Origin of the sequence: Castellaniella hirudinis (assembly GCF_042651965.1) — a bacterium.
GTDB lineage: Bacteria > Pseudomonadota > Gammaproteobacteria > Burkholderiales > Burkholderiaceae_B > Castellaniella > Castellaniella hirudinis.
Genome location: NZ_JBHSDY010000002.1, coordinates 374190 through 392927, shown reverse-complemented (window position 1 = coordinate 392927; position 18738 = coordinate 374190). Strand labels below are relative to the sequence as shown.

Sequence of the window (18738 nt, the reverse complement as noted above, 5' to 3'; positions counted from 1 at the left end):
TGTCGGATCTCGACCGGGGAATAGCGTGCGATGCGCCGGCACGGCAGCGCGGGGGCTTTTTTTGCCGCCGGGCCGCCCCAAGGCAAAAAACGCCCCCTCGGGGGGCAGCGCACCATGCGTCAGCATGGAAGCGTGGGGGCTGGCTCATATTCTTGATCAGCCTGATGCTGTGCCTGCTCATGCCGGCGCGCGCGGCTGCCGCCGTGTCCGAGACCGCCTGTCCCATGTTTGCGCTGTCTCTCGAAAAGACCGAGGTCCCCTCGCTGCCGCAATTGTGCTTTTTGCGGGACGAGGCCCGGACCCTCGGTCCGGACGACATCCTGGGCGGCCGTCTGATGATGGATCGCAGGGATGCAGACCAGTTCGTGTTCCGCCAGAATCAGGCCGACTACTGGATCTATATCCCCTTGCGCAACCTGGAAGGTGCGGGCCGCGTCTGGTTTCTGCAGCTCGACTATCCGCTGCTCGACGAAGTCGACGCCTGGATCTACGACCTGGGGACCGGCATCGATCCCCGGGCCTCGCCCCAGCTTCTGAGCGCAGAGCGCATGGGGGATGCCCGGCCCTTCGGCCTGCGGCCGGTGCGCCACCGCCTGTTTCTGCTGCCGCTGGATTTCAGGCCCGGACAGTCGCTTGCGGTCATCCTCCGGGTGCGCAGCAGCGGGGCGATCAATGTGCCCCTGTCACTGCGCTCGGGCGCCTCGGCCATCGGCGAGACCCAGGACCAGGGCCTGAGCCAGGGCATGTTCCTGGGGACCCTGATCATGCTGGCCCTGTTCAATGCCGCCCTCTATCTGCGGCTGCGGATCCGCCAGTCTCTCTACAACGCCGCCTACGTTGTCTGCGCCGGGCTGTTCCTGACCTCCATGTCCGGCCTGTCGTTTCAATACCTATGGCCGGACTGACCCTGGCTGGCGAACCGCTCGGTGCCGCTGACCGAGACCCTGGCCATCCTCAGCCTGCTCTTGTTCACGCGACACTTCCTGGGCATCGGGCCCGCCCGCTGGCCGCGCCAGGCCTGGCTGGTCCGCATTCTGGCCGGGATCGGCGCGGCGCTGTTCGCGGCCAGCCTGATCGTGCCCTACGAACTCATCATCAAGATCAATACGGCCTATGCGCTGGTCTGCATGGTGGCGATGTTCGGCCTGGGCCTGCGCCATCTGCGGCGGGGCGAGCGCGCCGCGCGCTGGTACGTGCTGTCCTGGCTGCTGTTCTTCGCCGGTTACCTGGCCTACGGGCTGGCGGCCTTCGGCTACATTCCCGGTTTCATGGCCCAGGAGCGCTGGATGCAGATCGCCCTGGGCAGCCAGATATTCCTGCTGACCTACGCCGAAGTCATGCAACTGCATGACCTGATGCACCGGGCGCTGGAGATCGAAGCCGACGCGCGCAGCTCCTTGCAGCACGAGGTTCAGTCGCGTACGGCGGACCTGCGCGCCACCATGGGGGCGCTGGAGCAAGCCAACCGGCAGTTGCGCGAATTGACCCTGCACGACCCGCTGACGGGGCTGCTCAACCGGCGCGGCCTGGACGAGGCGCTGGCACGGGGCGCTGAAGCGGAAGGCGCGGCCGAGCTCGGAGGCACGCTGGTCATCTTCGACCTGGACCATTTCAAACAGGTCAATGACGTGTACGGGCACGATGCGGGCGATGCGGTGCTGCGCTGGGTTGCCGAGGTGCTGCTGAACCTGCTGCGGCGCCGCTCGGACGTGCTGGCGCGTTTCGGCGGCGAAGAGTTCGTGGCCCTGCTGCCGGCCACTGCCCTGGACGATGCGGTCGTGCTGGCCGCCGGCGTGCTGGATCACGTGCGGCGCAATCCGATTGACCTGGGGGGCGGCCGGGTGATCAAGCTGACCCTGAGTGCGGGTGCCGCCCAATGGCGGGCGGGCGAAACGTCCCAGACGGTGTTCCGCCGTGCAGACGAAAGCCTGTACCGCGCCAAGGCCGACGGCCGGGACCGGCTGGTGGCGGGCGACGCGTAGAGTCGGCGACGGGAAACGACGCCGGCGATTGCGTTCAACGAGAACGGCCGCCCGGGCTCAGGCCAGTACGACCTCGCCGACCTTGGCTTGCAGGGCCTCGAACCCTTCGGTCTGACGGGCCTGGCTGTTGCAGAACAACCGGTCGATGCGCTCGGCCGGGCAGTAGGTTTCCCGGCTGGCGGCGCCGATCTTGCTGTGATCGGCCAGGATCCAGGTCTGGTCGGCGCCCTCGGACATGGCGCGGGCGATCAGCGCCTCGTCGTGCAGGAAACTGGCCGCGCCCTGGCGGGCGTTGACCGCGACCGGCGACAACAGGGCGATGTCGGCGTGGAAGGTCTGGATCTGCAGAATGGTCGAAGCGCCCGAGGTCGAGGACAAGGCGGTGTTCAGCACCCCCGGCAGGATGATGATCTGGTTGTCCGGGTTGCCGGGCAGTTCGGTGAAGCAGGCCGCCGCGCTCAATGAATTGGTGATCAGGGTCAGGCCGCTGAGCTGTGACAATTCGCGGGCCAGGAGCGTGGTGGTGCTGCCGGCATCCATGAACAGGGTGACCGGCGTGCGCAGCCGTTGGGCGACCGCGCGGACGATGGCTTTTTTGGCCGCGATGTGGATGGTGTTGCGCTTGTCGATGGGGGGCTCGTCACTGAGATGAACCGCCCCGCCGTGCACGCGCTGCAGCAGGCCCAGGGCCTCCAGTTCCAGGAAATCCCGTCGGACCGTTTCCCGCGAGACGCCCAGTTCGCGGATGGTGTCCTCGGTCGTGATCCGTCCGTGGCGTTGCAGCAGCAGGCGGATTTTCTGATGGCGCGCTTCGGACCACATGTCAGGTCTCGACGGAAAGATTGGGGCGGAAATAGTAAACCAGCGCCCGCATCAGCAGCATGGCAACCGCGACGACAGCAATGATGATCGTGGAAAAGGCCGCCGCCTGGGACACGAAACCCGCCTCGTTCAGGTGCATCACGGACACGGCCGCGACGTTGAGCTGCGGGGTGACCAGGAAGATGACCGCCGACAGGGTCACCATCGAGCGCATGAACAGAAAGAAGAAGACCGCCAGCACGGTCGGCGCGATCACCGGCAGGATGGCGTCGCCCATGACGTGGCGGACCTTGCCGCCCAGGCAGGCGGCGGCTTCTTCCAGGGCCTGGGGCACCATGCGCATGCCGGTGGCCATCGTCAGGAATCCCTGGGTGTGATAGTGGTAGAAGTTGCACAGGGCGATCAGCAGCGCGCTGCCGTACAGCCAGTGCAGGGGGTACATCGGGTCGTTGAAGGTGAAAATGTACGACAGGCCCAGCACCAGCCCCGGCACGCCGACGGGCAGGACGGCCATCAGGTAGATGGCCTTGGCCACCCGGCCCTGCAGATTGCGCACGCCGTAGGCCAGCAGGAACAGCAGCACGATGCCGATCAGGGCGGCCGCCACGGAGACGTACAGCGTGGTCCAGATCGGCTGGTAGCCGCTGGCGATGTTGACGTGGAAGTTCGCCAGCGTCAGGGTCATGTTGTAGGGCCACAGCTTGACGAAGCTGGCGAAGATGACGACGACGATGATCGCCCAGATGGACAGGGCCGTGGCATGAGTGATCAGCCCCAGGCCGGCGTCGCGCCAGCGCGACGGGACCGGCTGCAGCGGAATCCGGCTGTCGGAACTGCCGCCGAACTGCTTCTGGGACGCCACCCGTTCGATGTAGACCGACGCCAGGGCGGGCAGCAGCAGGATGATGCCCACCACCGAACCCATGCCGAAGTTCTGCTGCCCCGAGACCTGGCTGAAGATCTCCGTCGCCAGCACGCGGTAGTCTCCGGCGATCACGGCGGCGTTGCCGAAGTCGGTGATCGTGATGGTAAAGACCACGAAGGCCGCGCTCAGCAGGCCGAACTTGCAGTTGGGCAGCGTGATGTGGAAGAACTGCTGGCTGGGCGTCGCGCCCATTACGGTGGCGGCGTCGTAGTAGCGGGCGTCGGCGTTGCGCAGGGCCGCCTGGATGATCATGATGGCTTGCGGCAGGGCGTAGAACACGTCCGAGAGCAGCAGCCCCCAGTAGCCGTAGATGTTCTGCTCGATGCCCGTCCATTGGAAGACCAGGCCGTTGCGCCCCAGCAGGAACAGCAATCCCAGGCCCTGCACCAGCGAGGGGGCCAGCAGCGGCAGCAGCAGGCTGAGCCGGATCCAGCCCTTGAAGCGGATGCGGCTGCGTTCCAGCGCGTAGGCGATGGGAAAGCCCAGCAGGATGCAGACCAGGGTGGTGCTCAGGCTGATCGACAGGCTGTTGAGCCCGGCCGTCACCAGTCCCGGCGTGGAGGGAATGTCGGCGTAGTTGCCCAGGCCCAGCGTGCCGTCCCATTGGACGAAGCTTTGCCAGAAGATCGTCAGCAGGGGATAGCCGAAGAACAGAATCAGCGCCAGCGTCGGGACGGCGACGCAGATCCGGGTCAGCCATTGTTCGGGGCTGCCGGACAGGCTGGGGAACCAGGGGCCGGAAGATGAAGCCGCCGTGGGGGACTGGGACATGCCGGTCTCCTTGTGTTACGCCGCGACCCAGCAGCCGTGCGCGGGGTTGATCACCGGGCGGACCCGGTCGCCTTCGTGGTACGCGGACGCGGCGTGCTGTTCGACCTGCAGGTCCATGCCGCCCCAGTGCAGCGTCATGCGGCACAGATTGCCCAGGAAGGTCGCGGAGCGGACGATGGCCGGGCCGTCGGCGTCGGCTTCGAGGCGGATGTGTTCGGGGCGCACGCACAGCAGCCAGTCCGATGCGTCGGCGGGCGGCGGATTCGCCTCCAGCACCTCGGGCGCATGCGGACGCACCCAGTCCGGCGGCAGCAGATTGCTCAGGCCGATGAAGTCGGCCACGAAGCGGGTCTTGGGCGCGTGGTAGAGCGCTTGCGGAGAACCCACTTGTTCGATGACGCCGTTGTTCATGCAAACGATGGTGTCGGCCAGCATCAGGGCTTCTTCCTGGTCGTGCGTCACCATGATGGTCGGGATCTTCAGGCGGCGCTGGACCTCGCGGATTTCATGGCGCATTTCGTTGCGCACCCGCGCGTCCAGGGCCGAAAGCGGTTCGTCCAGCAGGATCAGGCGCGGATTGACGGCCAGGGCGCGGGCGATGGCCACGCGCTGCTGCTGGCCGCCCGAGAGCTGCCAGGGGAAGCGCTCGGCCATGTCCGGGATGCGGATCAGGTGCAGCAATTCGTCGACGCGTGCGGCGATGCGGTCGGCGGGCTCGCGGCGGATGCGCAGCCCGTAGCCGATGTTCTCGCGCACGGTCATGTTGGGGAACAGCGAATAGGACTGGAAGACGATGCCGAAATTGCGGCTGCGCGGCGGCATCTGGCTGAGGTCCTGGCCCGCGAACAGGATTTCGCCCTCGTCGGCTTGCAGGAGCCCCGCGATGATTCTCAGCAGGGTCGTCTTGCCGCAGCCGCTGGGGCCGAGCAGACAGACGAAATCGTGCGGCCCGACGCTCAGGTTGATGTCCTTGAGCGCCTGAAAACTGTCGAACGATTTGCGGACGTGGGAGAGTTCCAGACTCATGCAGCCTCCGGGTGCGGCGGGGCCGGCCGCGCGGCACGGCCCCCAAAGAGATTAACGGGCGGTGACCTGCTGCCAGGTCTTGAGCGTTTCCGCCCGGTCGGCGGCCGATTTTTCAAAGTCGATCGGGAACAGGAGCTTGGACACGTCCTGCGGCAGGCCGGCCTTCCTCAGTTGCTCGGAAGGCTCGACACCGGGGATGGTGACGATTTCCTTGTACTTCTTGTACAGGGCGGCGGCTTCCGGGGACAGCGTCCAGTCCAGGAAGCGCTTGGCGTCGTCCGGGTTCTTGGTGCTCGACAGGATGCCGGAGGCCTCCAGCTCATAGCCTTCCCAGTCGGACGGGATCACCATCTTGACCGGGAAGCCGGCTTCGATGGATTGCATGGCCGGGAAGGCGAAGGAGATGCCGATGGCGTATTCGCCGGTGCGCGCCATCTTGCAGGGCTTGGAGCCCGAGCTGGTGTACTGCGCCATGTTGACGTTCAGGCGCTTGATCAGATCCCAGCCCTTGTCCTGGCCCAGTCCCTGCAGGATGGCGGCGATCTGCAGCCAGCCCGTGCCCGAGGCGGCCGGGCTGGGCATGACGAGCTCGCCCTTGTATTCCGGCTTGGTCAGGTCTTCCCAGGAGGCGGGCATCGGCAGGTTCTTGGCCTTGAGGCGGTCGGTGTTGACGCAGAACGCCGCCATGTAGCCGGTGGCGGCGAACCAGGTGCCGTCCTTGCCGCGGTAGATCGGCGCCAGTTGCTGGGCCGCCGCGGGTTGGTACTTCATCAGCGCGTCGTGGATGCGGGGGTCCAGCATATTGGTGACGGCGAAGCCCCAGACCACGTCGGTGCGCGGGTTCTTGGCCTCGGCCAGCAGCCGGGCGGCCATGTCGCCGGTGGACAGGCGCAGCACGTGGAATTCGACGTCGGGCATGGCGGTCTTGGCGGCGGCCATGTATTCGGTGACTTCGTCGTCTTCCAGGGCGGTGTAGATGGTCAGGGGTTTGGCCTGGACGGCGCTGTGGATCAGGCCGGCACCGGCCAGCGCGAACGCTGCGGCAAAAGCCTTTTGTGTGGAATGTTGCATGCGTGTCTCCTGCTGTCGTGTGGAAGCCGGTCTGTGCCGGATGAAGTGAATTCGCGGCAGCCGCAGGGATGGCGTGTTGTGGTCGTGCCAGTGATCCGAGGCGCCTTGAGTTGTTATTTTGTGGAAATTTGCAAAATCATGCAAGAGCATTCAGAATACTTTTCCATCAGATTCAGTGCATCAGGTTCAGATCCCCAGTCAATCGCCACGGGAGCGCGCGATGTCGATTCCACATACCGTACCGGCCTGGACCGACGAGGTCCTCGATTTTGCTCAGGATCTGGTCGGCCAAGCCCGCTCGATCGCCCTGCGATGGTTCCGCCATCGGCCGCCGATCGAAACCAAGGCGGACGCCAGTCCGGTCACCGTGGCCGATCGCGGGGTCGAGGAATTCCTGCGCGCCGAAATCGCCCGCCGCTATCCGGATCACGGCCTGCTGGGCGAAGAATTCGGCATCCAGGCGGGCGAGGCGCCCATCGTCTGGTCGATCGATCCGATCGACGGCACCCGCAGCTTCATCACCGGCAATCCCTTGTGGGGCTGCCTGCTGGCCGTGCTGCACGAACAGCGCCCCCTGTTCGGCATCATCGACATCCCCAGTACGGGGGAACGCTGGGTCGGGGTGCGCGGACGCGGCAGTTGGCTGAACGGCGAACGCTGCCGCACGCGCACGGTGACGAGCCTGCAGGAAGCCATTCTCCAGGCCACCACGCCGGACATCTTCGAGGGCGAGGACGCCCGCGCCTTCGAGCGCCTGAGCGCGGCGGTCCACCTGCGGCGTTTCGGCGGCGACTGCTATGCCTATGCCTTGCTGGCCAGCGGCATGATCGATCTGGTGGCCGAAGCCGGCCTGATGCCATATGACTACCTGGCGCTGGCGCCGGTGATCGAGGAGGCGGGCGGCGTCATCACGGACTGGCAGGGTCGGGCCCTGAGCCCGAAGTCCGACGGCCGGGTGCTGGCGGCGGCCAACGCCGAGCTGCATCGCCAGGCCCTGGAAGTCCTGGCGGCGCAGGCCTGAGGGCGCGGGTCTTGAAAGGTGGCCGGCCGTCAAGGCCGCTCACCGGATCTCGACGCCGGGCCGCAGGCGTTTGAACCTCAGGTCGTGCAGATCGGCCGTATTGGCGCCGGGCGCCTTGATCATCAGGATCTCGTCGGCCAGCGCCGCGAAGTCGGCGCGGAAGTGGACCGAACTTTTCAACACCAGCATCCGGTAGTCCCGGGGATCGGCGCCCAGGTGGCGGAACATCGCCTGGTCGGCGGCCTGCTGCTTGCGGCTGGACACCAGAATATCCACGCCGTCGCGGCGCACGCGCACCATGGGGCCCAGATCCATGCGGCAGCCCAGATAGAACGGGCCGGTCCCCACCAGGCGGCCGTCGCCCAGGGCCAGGATTTCAAACGGTCCCGTGGCGGGCTCGTCCCCCGGAAAGCCGCGGCCCCCCAGGGGCAGGTCAATAGAGGCGCCCACCCCCAGCGCGTGGGCCGCGCGGGCAAAGTCCGCATCGCACAGCACGGCCACGCAGGCCTGCCGCACCTTGCGGTCCAGCAAGGCGCGCAGCACGCCGGTGGTGTCGCCGGCCGCGCCGCCGCCCGGATTGTCCTGGGTGTCCGCCAGAATGTAGCGTCCCGCATCCCGGCCCGCCAGGGCGTCCAGGGCTTCGTCCGGGGCGTACAAACGGCCGTTGAACGCGGTCCGGCGGGCCTCGATGGCCTGGACCAGGGTCTGGACGGCATGATTGGCGCGCGCGGGCACGCGGGCGTAAACCAGCACGGCGGGCCCGGATTCGGGCGTGTCCGACAGGGGAAAACCGGGGATGAACTGGACTTCCGGGCAGTCCTCGGTTTCCAGGGCGCGGGCGGCCGCCATCAGCGCGCCGGCCGGTTCGTCGCCCAGTGTGCTTTGCCAGGGCATGGACACCAGGAAGTCCAGTTTGCGCCAGGCGGCGAAAAAGGCCTCGCCGGCGAGCAGGCGCTGCATCATGCGCGCCGCCCGCGCGCCGGTGTCGGCCATGTCCACGTGCGGGTAGCTGTGATAGGCGACCATGGCCTGGGTCCGGTCCACCATGGCCTGGGTGACGATGGCGTGGAAATCCAGTGCGGCCACATAAGGCAGTTCCGGTCCCGTGACCGCACGCAGGCGCCGCAGCAGTTCGCCCTCGGCGTCGTCCAGGCTCTGGGTGACCATCGAACCGTGCAGATCCAGGAACAGGCCGTCCAGGGACAGGCCCTGCAGATGCGTCTCGATGCGGGCGGTGATGGTCTCGAAGGCCGCGTCCGCGACCGGGCCGGACGGATTGGCCGAGCACCAGAGCAACGGGACGATCTCATGCCCGGCGGCCTGCATGGCGGAGATGAAGCCGCTGACCGCCAGGTTCATGTCCCGGGTGGCCTCGAAGATCGCCTCGCCCTCGGTCAGGCCCGGCCAGGCGTCGGCCTCCTCGAAACGGTCCAGCCCGGTGACGTCCGGGGCGAAGGTATTGGTTTCGTGCAGAAAGCCGAGCACGCCGATCCGGGCCATGACGTTTCTCCCGACAGGGTTACAGCGTGCCGCTGATCGCGTGGCCCAGGATGCGGTCGTATTCCTGCGCGGTGAAGGGGATCGGGTTGGTGGCCGACGATCCGTCCTGCACGGCCAGCGCCCCGACGACGCCCACGGCGGCTTCCGGGATATGGATGGCGGCCAGGGTGTGCGGGATGCCGATCGATTCGCGCAGCGCCAGCACCCAGTCCAGCACCGCGCCGAAGCCGGGCTTGGGCAGGTCCAGGTAGCGCGCCAGGCGCGTCATCGTGTCGGAGATCACGGATTCATTGGCCTTCAGCACATAGGGCATGAGGATGGCGTTCAGCATGCCGTGGTGCGCGTCATAGAGCGCGCCCAGCGGGTGGGCCAGGGCGTGCATGGCGCCCAGGCCCTTCTGGAAGGCCGTGGCGCCCATGCTGGAGGCGACCAGCATCTGGTGGCGCGCTTCGATGTCCTGGCCGTCCTCGACGGCGCGGCGCAGGTACTGATGCACCAGGCGGCTGCCTTCCATGCCGATGCCGGTGGCCATCGGGTGATGGAAGGGCGAGCACAGGGCCTCCAGATTGTGCGACAGGGCGTCCATGCCGGTCGCCGCCGTCAGGCGGGCCGGCAGGGCCGTGGTCAGCTCGGCGTCCAGGATCACCAGGGCGGGCAGCATGCGGGCGTGGAAGATGATGCGCTTGACGTGGGCCTCGTCGTCCGTGATGACCGAGGCGCGGCCGACCTCAGAGCCGGTCCCGGCCGTGGTCGGCACCGCGATCACCGGGGCCATGCCCTGCACGTTGACGCGCAGGTAGTTGTCGCCGATGTCCTCGAAGTCCCAGAGCGGACGCGACTGGCCGACCATCAGGGCGATGGCCTTGGCCGCGTCCAGCGCCGAGCCGCCGCCGAAGGCGATCACGCCGTCGTGCCGGCCGGCCTGGTAGGCGGCTACACCGTCCTCGACATTGCGGCCGGTCGGGTTGCCCTTGATGCCGGAAAACAGGCCGCAGTCCAGACCGGCGTCCCGGCAGGCCTGGACCGCGCCGGTGACGATGGGCAGCGGCGCCAGCCCGGGATCGGTCACCAGCAGCGGGCGCTTCATGCCCATGTCCCGGCAATGCTGCGGCAGTTCGCGGATGCGCCCGGGGCCGGCCTTGACGGCGGTCGGGTAGTTCCAGTTGGCGGTAAGCGAGGCGATGGGTGCGTTCATGGCGCAGAGTTCCTACAGAAGACGGAGGTGATAGGACTTGACCCGGGTCAGCGAGTGGTAGCCCAGGATGGACAGGGAAATACCGTGCCCGGTGTTCTTGACGCCGGTCCAGGCCAGGGCCGGATCCAGGTAGTCGCAGCGGTTCATGAAGAAGGTGCCGGTCTGGATCCGGCGGCCCAGCGCGCGCGCGGCCTCCAGGTCGCGCGTGAAGACCGAGGCCGTCAGGCCGTAGTTGGAATCGTTCATCAGCGCCACGGCTTCTTCGTCCGAGGCGACGGGCATGATGCCGACGACGGGACCGAAACATTCCTCGTTCATGACGGGCATGGTGTGGTCGACGTTCGTCAGGATCGCGGGCGCCAGGTAGGTGCCTTCGGCGCGCGCCTGGGGAAAGTGCGCCGGGTCGATGCAGTTGCGCGCGCCCATGCGGACGGATTCGGCGATGACGGCGCGGACTTCGTCGGCGGCCCGGGCGCGCACGACCGGCCCCAGGTTGGTCTCGGGGTCCAGGGGGTCGCCCAGGCGATACTGTCGGGTCAGCTCGACGGCCTGATCCACGAAGGCCTGGTACAGCGATTCGTGCACGTAGATGCGCTGGATGCCGCAGCAGGATTGTCCGGAGTTGAAGAACGCGCCGTCCACCAGCGTTTCCACCGCGTGGGCCAGGTCGGCGTCGGCGCGCACATAGGCCGGATCGCTGCCGCCCAGTTCCAGGCCGCGGCCGATGAAGCGGCCGACGGCGGCTTCTTCCATGGCGCCGCCGCCGCGCACCGAGCCCGTGAAGACCACGTGGTCGATGGCGGGCGACTGGATCAGGTCGCGGATGATGTCATGGGTGGCGTGGAGGTACTGGAACACGCCGGCCGGCACCCCCGCGTCCGTGAAGGCCGCCACCAGTTGCTCGGCGCACAGCGGCGTCTGGTCGGAGTGCTTCAGGATCATGGCGTTGCCCGCCGCCAGCGCGGGGATGATGCTGTTGACCGCCGTCAGCAGGGGATAGTTCCAGGGGGCGACGGTCAGGACCACGCCGACCGGCTCGCGCTCGATCGAGCGTTCGAACGATTCCTTGGCGGGCGGCACGATGGGCGCCAGGGCTTCTTCGGCGATCGACAGCATGTAGCGGCCGCGCTCGGCAAAGCCGCGCAATTCGCCCGGCGCCTGGCTGATGGGGCGGCCCATCTGGCGCGTGATGGCGTCGGCAAAGGCGTCCGTGCGCGACAGCACGAGGTCGATGGCGGCGGAGAGGATGGTGACGCGCTCGCTCAGCGGGCGCTGCGCCCAGGCTTGCTGGGCCTGCCGCGCGGCCTGCGCGATGCGCCCGGCGTCCGCCTGGGTGGCGTGGGGGCGGCGCAGGAGTTCCCGGCCGTCGATGGGACTGATGGTGATGAGTTCGCTCATGGTGATCGCTCGCTGCTGCGGTTCGGATGATGTTCAGGTTCAGATGAGTTCGAAATAGCGCTGGAGTTCCCAGTCGGTGACGTATTCGCGGAACTTGCGTTCTTCCCATTCGCGGGTGGCCGCCATATGGTTCACGAAAGCGTCGCCGAACAGCCCGCGCGCGGCTTGCGAACGGCGCAGGCGCTGGGCGGAATCCCAGAGCGTGGAGGGGAATTTGATGTCGTCTGGAAATGCCTGCGTGTAGGCATTGCCCGAGGTGAAGGTCGGTTCCAGTTTCTGCTCGATGCCCAGCAGCCCCGAGCCCAGGGCCGCCGCCAGCGCGATGTAGGGATTGGCGTCGGCCGAGCCGATGCGGACCTCGACGCGCTGGGACTTCGGGCCGCCCGGAATGATGCGCAGCGCCGTGGTGCGGTTCTCGATGCCCAGGCTGGCTTCCAGCGGCGCCCAGTAGCCCGGCACCAGACGCGTGTAGCTGTTGACGGTTTGCGCGTACATCGCCATGAATTCAGGCATGTAGCGCTGCTGGCCGGCGGCGAAATGGCGCAGGGTCGCGCTCATGGTGTGCTCGGCCTTGGGGTCGTGGAAGACGTTGGCGCCGGTTTTCCGATCCGTCAGGGACAGGTGGATGTGGCCGCTCTGGCCGGAATGGTGGTGCGACCACTTGGCCATGAAGGTCGCCATCAGGCCTTGCTGCTCGGCCAGGGCTTTGGTGAAGGTCTTGAACAGAAAGGCCTTGTCGGCGGCCTGGCTGATGCCGTCCACCGCCAGGGCGGCCTCCATCACACCGGGGCCGGTTTCATTGTGCAGGCTTTCGATGGGCATGTCCATGCGTTCGCACAGATCCAGCAATTCCTGGTAGAAGTCCGAGTGCACGGTGCTGCGCAGCACCGAATAGCCGCAATTGCCGGGCGTCCAGCTCTTCAGGTTGCGGTACTGCTTTTCGCGCACGGTATCGGGCGTCTCGTCGAACATGAAGAATTCATATTCCAGTGCGGCGTGGGCGTCGAAGCCCATCGTGGCGGCGCGGTCGATCATGCGGTGCAGCAGGCGGCGCGGGCAGACCTCGGCCGCCGGGCCGTCCAGGTCGGCGATGAAGAACAGCATGTCCTCGCCTTGGGCGTTGCGCTCCAGCGGCAGGCGGCGGCAGGACGTGGGGTCGATGCGGACCTGCGCGTCGGGGTAGGCGGTGTGCCAGCCGGTGAAGGTGGTGTTGTCGTAGAGTTCGTCGTTGGAATCCCAGCCCATCACGACGTCGCAGAAGGCAAAACCGTTCTTCAGCGAGCTGATGAACTTGTCCTTGCGCATGTACTTGCCGCGGATGATGCCGTCGATGTCGGACAGCCCCAGCTTGATGTGGGTCAGACTGCTTTGCTCGACCAGGGCGATGGCCTCGTCGATGGTCTGGATGGATCGTTCTTGCATGATGCACCTATGGGGCACGGGATTGAGTGTGGAGCCGGGCCCGTCGGGCCCGGTTTGTTGCAGTCAGATCAGCGTCAGGCGTTGCGGTACGGAGGCCCGGCCTTTTCCATGATTCCTGCGTATTGCTTCAGGATTTCCACGACCTTGGCGCTGCGCGGGCTCTGCGTCGCGATCTCGTCCCAGAACTTCTGGGCTTCGGTCTCGACCTGCTTCCATTCGGCGTCGGGGATGCTGGTCAGTTCCAGCTTGCCGCCCTGGGTGCGGTAGTGGGCCTCGCCCCACCAGTACCAGTGCTGGCGGTAGTAGTGGGAACTGTCCATGCACAGACGGAACAGGGTCTTCAGGTGTTCGGGCACGGCCTGCCACTTTTCGGTGTTGGCGATGTAGGAGCCCGCCCAGGCGCCCGAGATGTTGTTGGTCAGATAGTATTTGGTGACGTCCGCCCAGCCGACCGTGTAGACCTCGGTGATGCCCGACCAGCACACGCCGTCCAGTTCACCCGTTTGCAGGGCGACCTGCACGTCCTCGTAGGGCAGGGTGACGGGGACCACGCCCAGGCGCGACAGGAATCGTCCGCCGGTGGGGAAGGTGTACAGCCGCAGGCCCTTCAGGTCGTCCAGCGAACGGATGGGCTTGGTGGTGGCCATGTTGCAGGGGTCCCAGGCCCCGGTGCCGAGCCAGGTGACCCCCTTGACCTCGGCGTAGGCTTCTTCCCAGATCTTGTTCAGGCCGTACCAGTTCCACAGGGCGGGCACGTCCAGGCTGTAGCGCGAGGCCAGCGGAAAGTAGGCCGCGAAGATGGCGACGTCCACCGGTGCGGCCATGGAATCGTCGTCGCTTTGCGCGGCGTCGATCGTGCCTTTCTGCACGGCGCGGAACAGTTCGCCCTGCGGCACCAGCTGGTCGGCCGTGTAGAGTTCGATTTCCATCTGGCCGTTGGCGGCCTTGTTGAAGGCGTCGATGGACGGTTTGATCACGTGGTCGGCCAGCGCCGGGCCCGCGTAGGTTTGCAGGCGCCACTTGATGGGCGCCTGGGCGCGTCCGATCGCGGGCGCGGCGATCGCGCCGGCCCCCAGGGCTGCGCCTCCGGCCAGTTTCAGAAACTGTCGTCGTTGTGTCATGGGTGCTGTCCTCCGGTGTCGGGCGGGCGGCCCGCGCGCCGCTGCCCGTGTTGTGTGATCCGATGGGTGTTGGGGCCTATCGGGCGCGGTTGGAATACAGGTCAGGCAGCCACAGTGCGATCTGCGGGAAGATCATGATGATCGCCAGGGTGATCATCATCAGCAGCGCAAAGGGCACGATGGATTTGTAGATGTCGACAATGGTGATTTCCGGCGGCGCCATGGCCCGCATCAGGAACAGGTTGTAGCCAAAGGGCGGGATGATGTAGGCCAGTTGGCAGGTGATGGTGTACAGGATGCCGAACCAGATCGGGCTGAAGCCCAGGACCTTGATCAGCGGGATGTAGAGCGGCGCCACGATCACCAGCATGGCCGTGTCGTCCAGGAACATGCCCAGCACGATGAAGGACAGCATCATGATGATCAGGATGGTCCAGCGGCTCAGCTCCAGGTCGTTCAGCAGCAGTTTCTCGATGGCCTTGATGGCGCCCAGGCCGTCGTAGACCGCGCCGAAGCACAGCGCCGCCAGAATGATCCACATGAACATGCAGCTCACGCTCAGCGTCTGGCGCAGGCAGGACTCCATGACGGCCTTGGTCAGGCGGCGCTTGAGGGCGGCCGCCAGCGTGGCCAGCCCGGCGCCCAGGGCCGAGGTTTCCACCAGGCTGGTGACGCCGGTGATGAAGCAGCCCATCATGATGGCGAAGATCACCAGCGGCAGGATGCCTTCGGCCAGCAGCTTCCATTTTTCGGGTTCGGCGGCGCGGCGTTCTTCCTCGGACAGCGGCGGGCCCAGTTCCGGGTTCATCCGGCAGCGCACGTAGATGTACACCGTGAACAGCAGCGCCATCAGCAGGCCGGGCAGAATGCCGCCCAGCCACAGTTGCAGCACCGGCTGGCGGGCGATCATGGCGTACAGCACCAGCACGATGCTGGGCGGGATCAGGATGCCCAGCGAACTGCCGGCCTGGATCACGCCGGTGATCATGACCTTGTCATAGCCGCGCCGCATCATCTGGGGCAGGGCCACGCTGGCGCCGATGGCCATGCCGGCCACGCTCAGCCCGTTCATGGCGGAAATCATCACCATCAGGCCGATGGTGCCGATGCCCAGGCCGCCGGGCATGGAACCCATCCATACGTGGAACATGCGGTAGAGCCGGTCGGCCAGGCCCGATTCCGACAGCATGAAGCCCATGAAGACGAACAGGGGCAGGGTCAGCAGGGCAAACCAGTTCAGGACGGTAAAGGTGGCGTTGAACGGCATCTCGATGTCGTTGCCGCCCCACAGGAAATAGGCCGCCGTGGCGCCGATGAAACCCACCACGCCGTAGACCCGCTGCCCCGTGGACATCAGGATCAGCAACGAGGCGAACATGGTCAGGGTGATCAGTTCGTGGCTCATTCGATCTCCTTGCCGCAGGCGGCGGCCAGGTCTCGGAAGAACGTGGCGATGGTTTGCAGCAGCATCATGAAGATGCCGAAGGTCATGATGATCTTGATGGGGGCCAGCGGCGGCGCCCAGGCGGTGTAGTTGCGCTGGTTATATTCCAGCGCATATTGGGAACTGGAAATGCCGCCCAGCAGCAGGAAGACCAAGAAGGCGACCACCATCCAGATCGTGACCATGTCCACGGCGGCCCGCGTGCGCGGCGACCAGCGCGAATAGAACAGGTCCATGCGGACGTGGGCGTTGAGCTGCATCGAATAGCCCCCGCCCAGCAGGTAATAGGCCGACAGCAGGAACTGGGCGCTTTCCATCATCCAGTTGGTGTAGAGGTTGAAACCCACACGGACGACGGCTGCATAGAGAAAGCCGACCATCATGATCAGCACGAAGTACATGGCGAAACGCCCGATGAACCGGTTGATCCGGTCCACCCAGCGCACGTAGAGCCTGATGATGTGGGGCACGCGCTCCTCCTGGTCGGCGTCGGTCCGGTGCATGGACCCCGCCGGGTTTCTTCAGGAAGATGGTGGACCGGCGGTGCGCGCGCGGCTATCCCGAAACGGCAGCCGGGCATCGGATTTCGGCACCGCTTTATCGGATTTCGGCAAAATCAGGGATGACCCTAGTGCGAGTCGGGACGGATCGGAGCGCCTTGCAAGGCGCGACGTGGAGGGCCGGGCTCAGTCGGCCGGGTCGCGCAGGGTGCTGGACGGCAGTTCGCCGAACAGCCGGCGGTAGTCGCGGGAGAACTGGCCCAGGTGTTCGAAGCCCCAGGTCGTGGCGGCCTGGGTGACCCGGTTGGCCGGGTCGTCGGTGCTGCGCAGCCGGCGGCGGACCTGGTTCAGCTTGAGGATGCGCAGGTAGGTGAGCGGCGACAGGCCGGCCACCTCTTGGAAACAGTATTGCAGCGTGCGGCGGCTGACGTGCATCTGGCGGCAGAGGTCGGCGATCGACAGACGCTGGCTGGGCTGCGCCAGCACCAGTTCGCAGGCCTGGCCGACCACCTGGTGGCTGTGGCGGATGCGTGAATAATGCGCCCCCCGGGGCGGGGCGCTGCCGTGCGCCAGTGCGGCGCCCAGTTGATCCAGCACGGTTTCCTGCAGATCGAGGATGTGCTCGGGCGTGGCGGCGGGCCGCCCGTCGGGCGGAAACAGCGCCTGGCGCAGCGTGCCGAGGATGCGCCGGAAATGTTCGGGCGGCACGGCCAGGGTGCCGCCCGGACCGGGCAGTCCCAGGGCGTCCGCATAGGGGAAATGTTCGTCGAACAGCGTCTTGTCGATGACGATGCCGAAGAGCTGGCAGCGTTCGGGGGTGCTCAGTTCGAATTCACAGCCGCCCTGGCGGAACAGCAGCGTGTCGCCCTGGACCGGCTGGGCGTCCAGGCGCGAGGCCGGTACGCCGGGGGCGGGCAGGCCGAACCACAGCGCATCATTCCAGGCGGCGCAGGACTGGCGCAGGGCCTGGTTGGCCGTTTCCTGGAAGATTTGCAGGCCGGGCAGCCAGAGTTCGGTCAGGCGCCCCTCGAAGCGCCCGGACGAGAACTGGCTGTAGCTTTGTTCCCATTGGCTCAGGTTGCGCGCATGGTCCTCGGCGTCGTGCGCAACGCGTTCCCGCCGCAACAGGCGCGGTTTTCTGGGCGGGACAGCAGGCTCAGAGGACGAGAGCGCCACCGGGTTCTCCTGGAAAGACACAGACCGAACCTGAAGAGCATACCTGGAAAAATCGGGGGCTTTGACCCTGCTTCCATTAGGGATGACCCTGACGTGATGCTTGAAATATCGCACAATGAAGGTTTTTCATCGTTAGGGAAAGGGTCAAGATGCCACGCATAGTCCTGTTCGAAAACATACACGCCAGCGCCCGGGAAGTCTTCGTCGCGGCGGGGTTCGACGATGTCGTCACGCACGCGGGGGCGCTCTCGGGCGACGCCCTGCGCGAGGCCCTTCAGGGCGCGTATGCGGTCGGCATCCGCTCCCGGACCCATCTCGATCAGGCCGTGCTGAATGATCTGCCGGACCTGCGCGTCATCGGCTGCTTCTGCATCGGCACCAACCAGGTGGATCTGGAAACCGCGGCTTTGCACGGGGTTCCGGTGTTCAATGCGCCGTTCTCGAACACCCGCTCGGTGGCCGAGCTGGTGCTGGGCGAGGCCATCCTGCTGCTGCGCCGCATCCCCGAAAAGAACGCCCGCGTGCACGAGGGCTTCTGGGACAAGACCGCCGACGGCGCCTACGAGGCGCGCGGCAAGACGCTGGGCATCGTCGGCTATGGCAACATCGGTTCCCAGGTCGGCATCCTGGCCGAATCCTTCGGCATGCGCGTGATCTACCACGACATCGAGGCCAAGCTGCCCCTGGGCAACGCCCACGCCACCTCCTCGCTGAAGAAATTCCTGGCCCAGGCCGACGTGGTCACCCTGCACGTGCCCGGCGGCAAGGACACGACCAATCTGCTCGATGCCGATGCCATCGCCGCCATGCGCCCGGGCAGCATCCTGATCAACGCCTCGCGCGGCACGGTGGTGGACATCCCCGCGCTGCAGCGCGCGCTGAAATCCGGCCATCTGTCGGGCGCCGCCATCGACGTGTTCCCCACCGAACCCAAGAGCCGCGACGAGGCCCTGGACAGCCCCCTGCGCGGCCTGCACAACGTGATCCTGACCCCGCACATCGGCGGCAGCACCCAGGAATCCCAGGAAAACATCGGCCGCGAGGTCGCAGAAAAGCTCAAGCGCTTTATCAGCAGCGGCACGACCAAGGGCGCCGTCAATTTCCCGGAAATCGCCTACCACGAGCAGGCAGGCGCGGCGCGCATCATCCACATCCACCAGAACGTGCCGGGCGCCATGGGCGCGCTCAGCAACCTGATGGGCGAATACGGCCTGAACATCGTCAGCCAGCAACTGCAGACGCGCGGCAAGATCGGCTACGCCATCACCGACGTCGACGGCGAGGCCACCGACCAGGTCATCGAGGGCCTGCGGCGCCATCCGATCACGATTCGTTGCGATCGGGTGTGAGGGTTGTCCTGGCGC

At 66.5% G+C, this 18738-nt stretch carries 15 protein-coding genes and 1 pseudogene; 4 read left to right on the top strand and 12 right to left on the bottom strand.

The genetic code is table 11. The features are described from left to right. Positions 1 to 164 precede the first annotated feature (164 nt). A pseudogene (locus tag ACFO0J_RS03975) lies at positions 165 to 1319 on the top strand (7TMR-DISM family protein); the annotation flags it as partial. 18 nt (positions 1320 to 1337) lie between these two features. Beyond that, the gene (locus ACFO0J_RS03970; RefSeq protein ID WP_376811996.1) at positions 1338 to 1982 is read left to right on the top strand and encodes a GGDEF domain-containing protein; all 645 of its coding nucleotides are present in this window, start codon (positions 1338 to 1340) and stop codon (positions 1980 to 1982) included. 57 nt (positions 1983 to 2039) lie between these two features. On the opposite strand, the gene ACFO0J_RS03965 is transcribed toward ACFO0J_RS03970, so the two are convergent. Genes ACFO0J_RS03965 through ACFO0J_RS03950 form a run of 4 tightly spaced genes read right to left on the bottom strand, consistent with a single transcriptional unit; the run spans position 2040 to position 6597 of the window. Beyond that, entirely contained in the window at positions 2040 to 2804 is a 765-nt protein-coding gene (locus ACFO0J_RS03965) for a DeoR/GlpR family DNA-binding transcription regulator (RefSeq protein WP_376811752.1), read from the bottom strand. 1 nt (position 2805) lies between these two features. Beyond that, positions 2806 to 4500, bottom strand: coding sequence for an ABC transporter permease subunit (locus ACFO0J_RS03960; RefSeq protein WP_376811751.1), 1695 nt, complete (start codon positions 4498 to 4500; stop codon positions 2806 to 2808). Between the two features lie 15 nt (positions 4501 to 4515). Continuing rightward, a complete protein-coding gene (locus tag ACFO0J_RS03955) occupies positions 4516 to 5526 on the bottom strand; it encodes an ABC transporter ATP-binding protein (RefSeq protein WP_376811750.1) in 1011 nt (336 codons plus the stop codon). Positions 5527 to 5577: 51 nt separating this feature from the next. Next, a complete protein-coding gene (locus tag ACFO0J_RS03950) occupies positions 5578 to 6597 on the bottom strand; it encodes an ABC transporter substrate-binding protein (RefSeq protein WP_376811749.1) in 1020 nt (339 codons plus the stop codon). 220 nt (positions 6598 to 6817) lie between these two features. Here ACFO0J_RS03950 and hisN point away from each other — a divergent pair, with 220 nt between their 5' ends. Then, positions 6818 to 7618, top strand: coding sequence for a histidinol-phosphatase (gene hisN / locus ACFO0J_RS03945; protein WP_376811748.1), 801 nt, complete (start codon positions 6818 to 6820; stop codon positions 7616 to 7618). 39 nt (positions 7619 to 7657) lie between these two features. Here hisN and ACFO0J_RS03940 read toward each other — a convergent pair whose 3' ends face one another. The 8 genes from ACFO0J_RS03940 to ACFO0J_RS03905 form a co-directional block, all read right to left on the bottom strand. Beyond that, complete coding sequence (locus ACFO0J_RS03940) at positions 7658 to 9118, bottom strand: M81 family metallopeptidase (RefSeq protein ID WP_376811747.1); 1461 nt, start codon at positions 9116 to 9118, stop codon at positions 7658 to 7660. Positions 9119 to 9137: 19 nt separating this feature from the next. Then, positions 9138 to 10313, bottom strand: coding sequence for an iron-containing alcohol dehydrogenase (locus tag ACFO0J_RS03935; RefSeq protein WP_376811746.1), 1176 nt, complete (start codon positions 10311 to 10313; stop codon positions 9138 to 9140). Between the two features lie 12 nt (positions 10314 to 10325). Further along, the gene (locus ACFO0J_RS03930) at positions 10326 to 11711 is read right to left on the bottom strand and encodes an aldehyde dehydrogenase family protein (protein ID WP_376811745.1); all 1386 of its coding nucleotides are present in this window, start codon (positions 11709 to 11711) and stop codon (positions 10326 to 10328) included. Positions 11712 to 11750: 39 nt separating this feature from the next. Next, a complete protein-coding gene (locus tag ACFO0J_RS03925) occupies positions 11751 to 13133 on the bottom strand; it encodes a glutamine synthetase family protein (protein WP_376811744.1) in 1383 nt (460 codons plus the stop codon). Between the two features lie 74 nt (positions 13134 to 13207). Further along, positions 13208 to 14254, bottom strand: coding sequence for a TRAP transporter substrate-binding protein (locus ACFO0J_RS03920; RefSeq protein WP_376811743.1), 1047 nt, complete (start codon positions 14252 to 14254; stop codon positions 13208 to 13210). Positions 14255 to 14330: 76 nt separating this feature from the next. Beyond that, positions 14331 to 15659 carry a TRAP transporter large permease gene (locus tag ACFO0J_RS03915; protein WP_376811742.1) on the bottom strand — a complete coding sequence of 443 codons (1329 nt, stop codon included), beginning with the start codon at positions 15657 to 15659 and terminating at the stop codon, positions 14331 to 14333. Next, on the bottom strand, positions 15656 to 16201 hold the full coding sequence (locus tag ACFO0J_RS03910) for a TRAP transporter small permease subunit (RefSeq protein WP_376811741.1): 546 nt from the start codon (positions 16199 to 16201) through the stop codon (positions 15656 to 15658). The genes ACFO0J_RS03915 and ACFO0J_RS03910 overlap by 4 nt, the downstream gene beginning before the upstream one ends. A 183-nt stretch (positions 16202 to 16384) precedes the next feature. Beyond that, positions 16385 to 17323 carry a helix-turn-helix domain-containing protein gene (locus ACFO0J_RS03905; protein WP_376811740.1) on the bottom strand — a complete coding sequence of 313 codons (939 nt, stop codon included), beginning with the start codon at positions 17321 to 17323 and terminating at the stop codon, positions 16385 to 16387. A 200-nt stretch (positions 17324 to 17523) separates the two neighbouring features. Here ACFO0J_RS03905 and serA point away from each other — a divergent pair, with 200 nt between their 5' ends. Then, positions 17524 to 18723, top strand: a complete 1200-nt coding sequence (gene serA / locus ACFO0J_RS03900) for a phosphoglycerate dehydrogenase (RefSeq protein WP_376811739.1) — start codon at positions 17524 to 17526, stop codon at positions 18721 to 18723. Positions 18724 to 18738 lie beyond the last annotated feature (15 nt).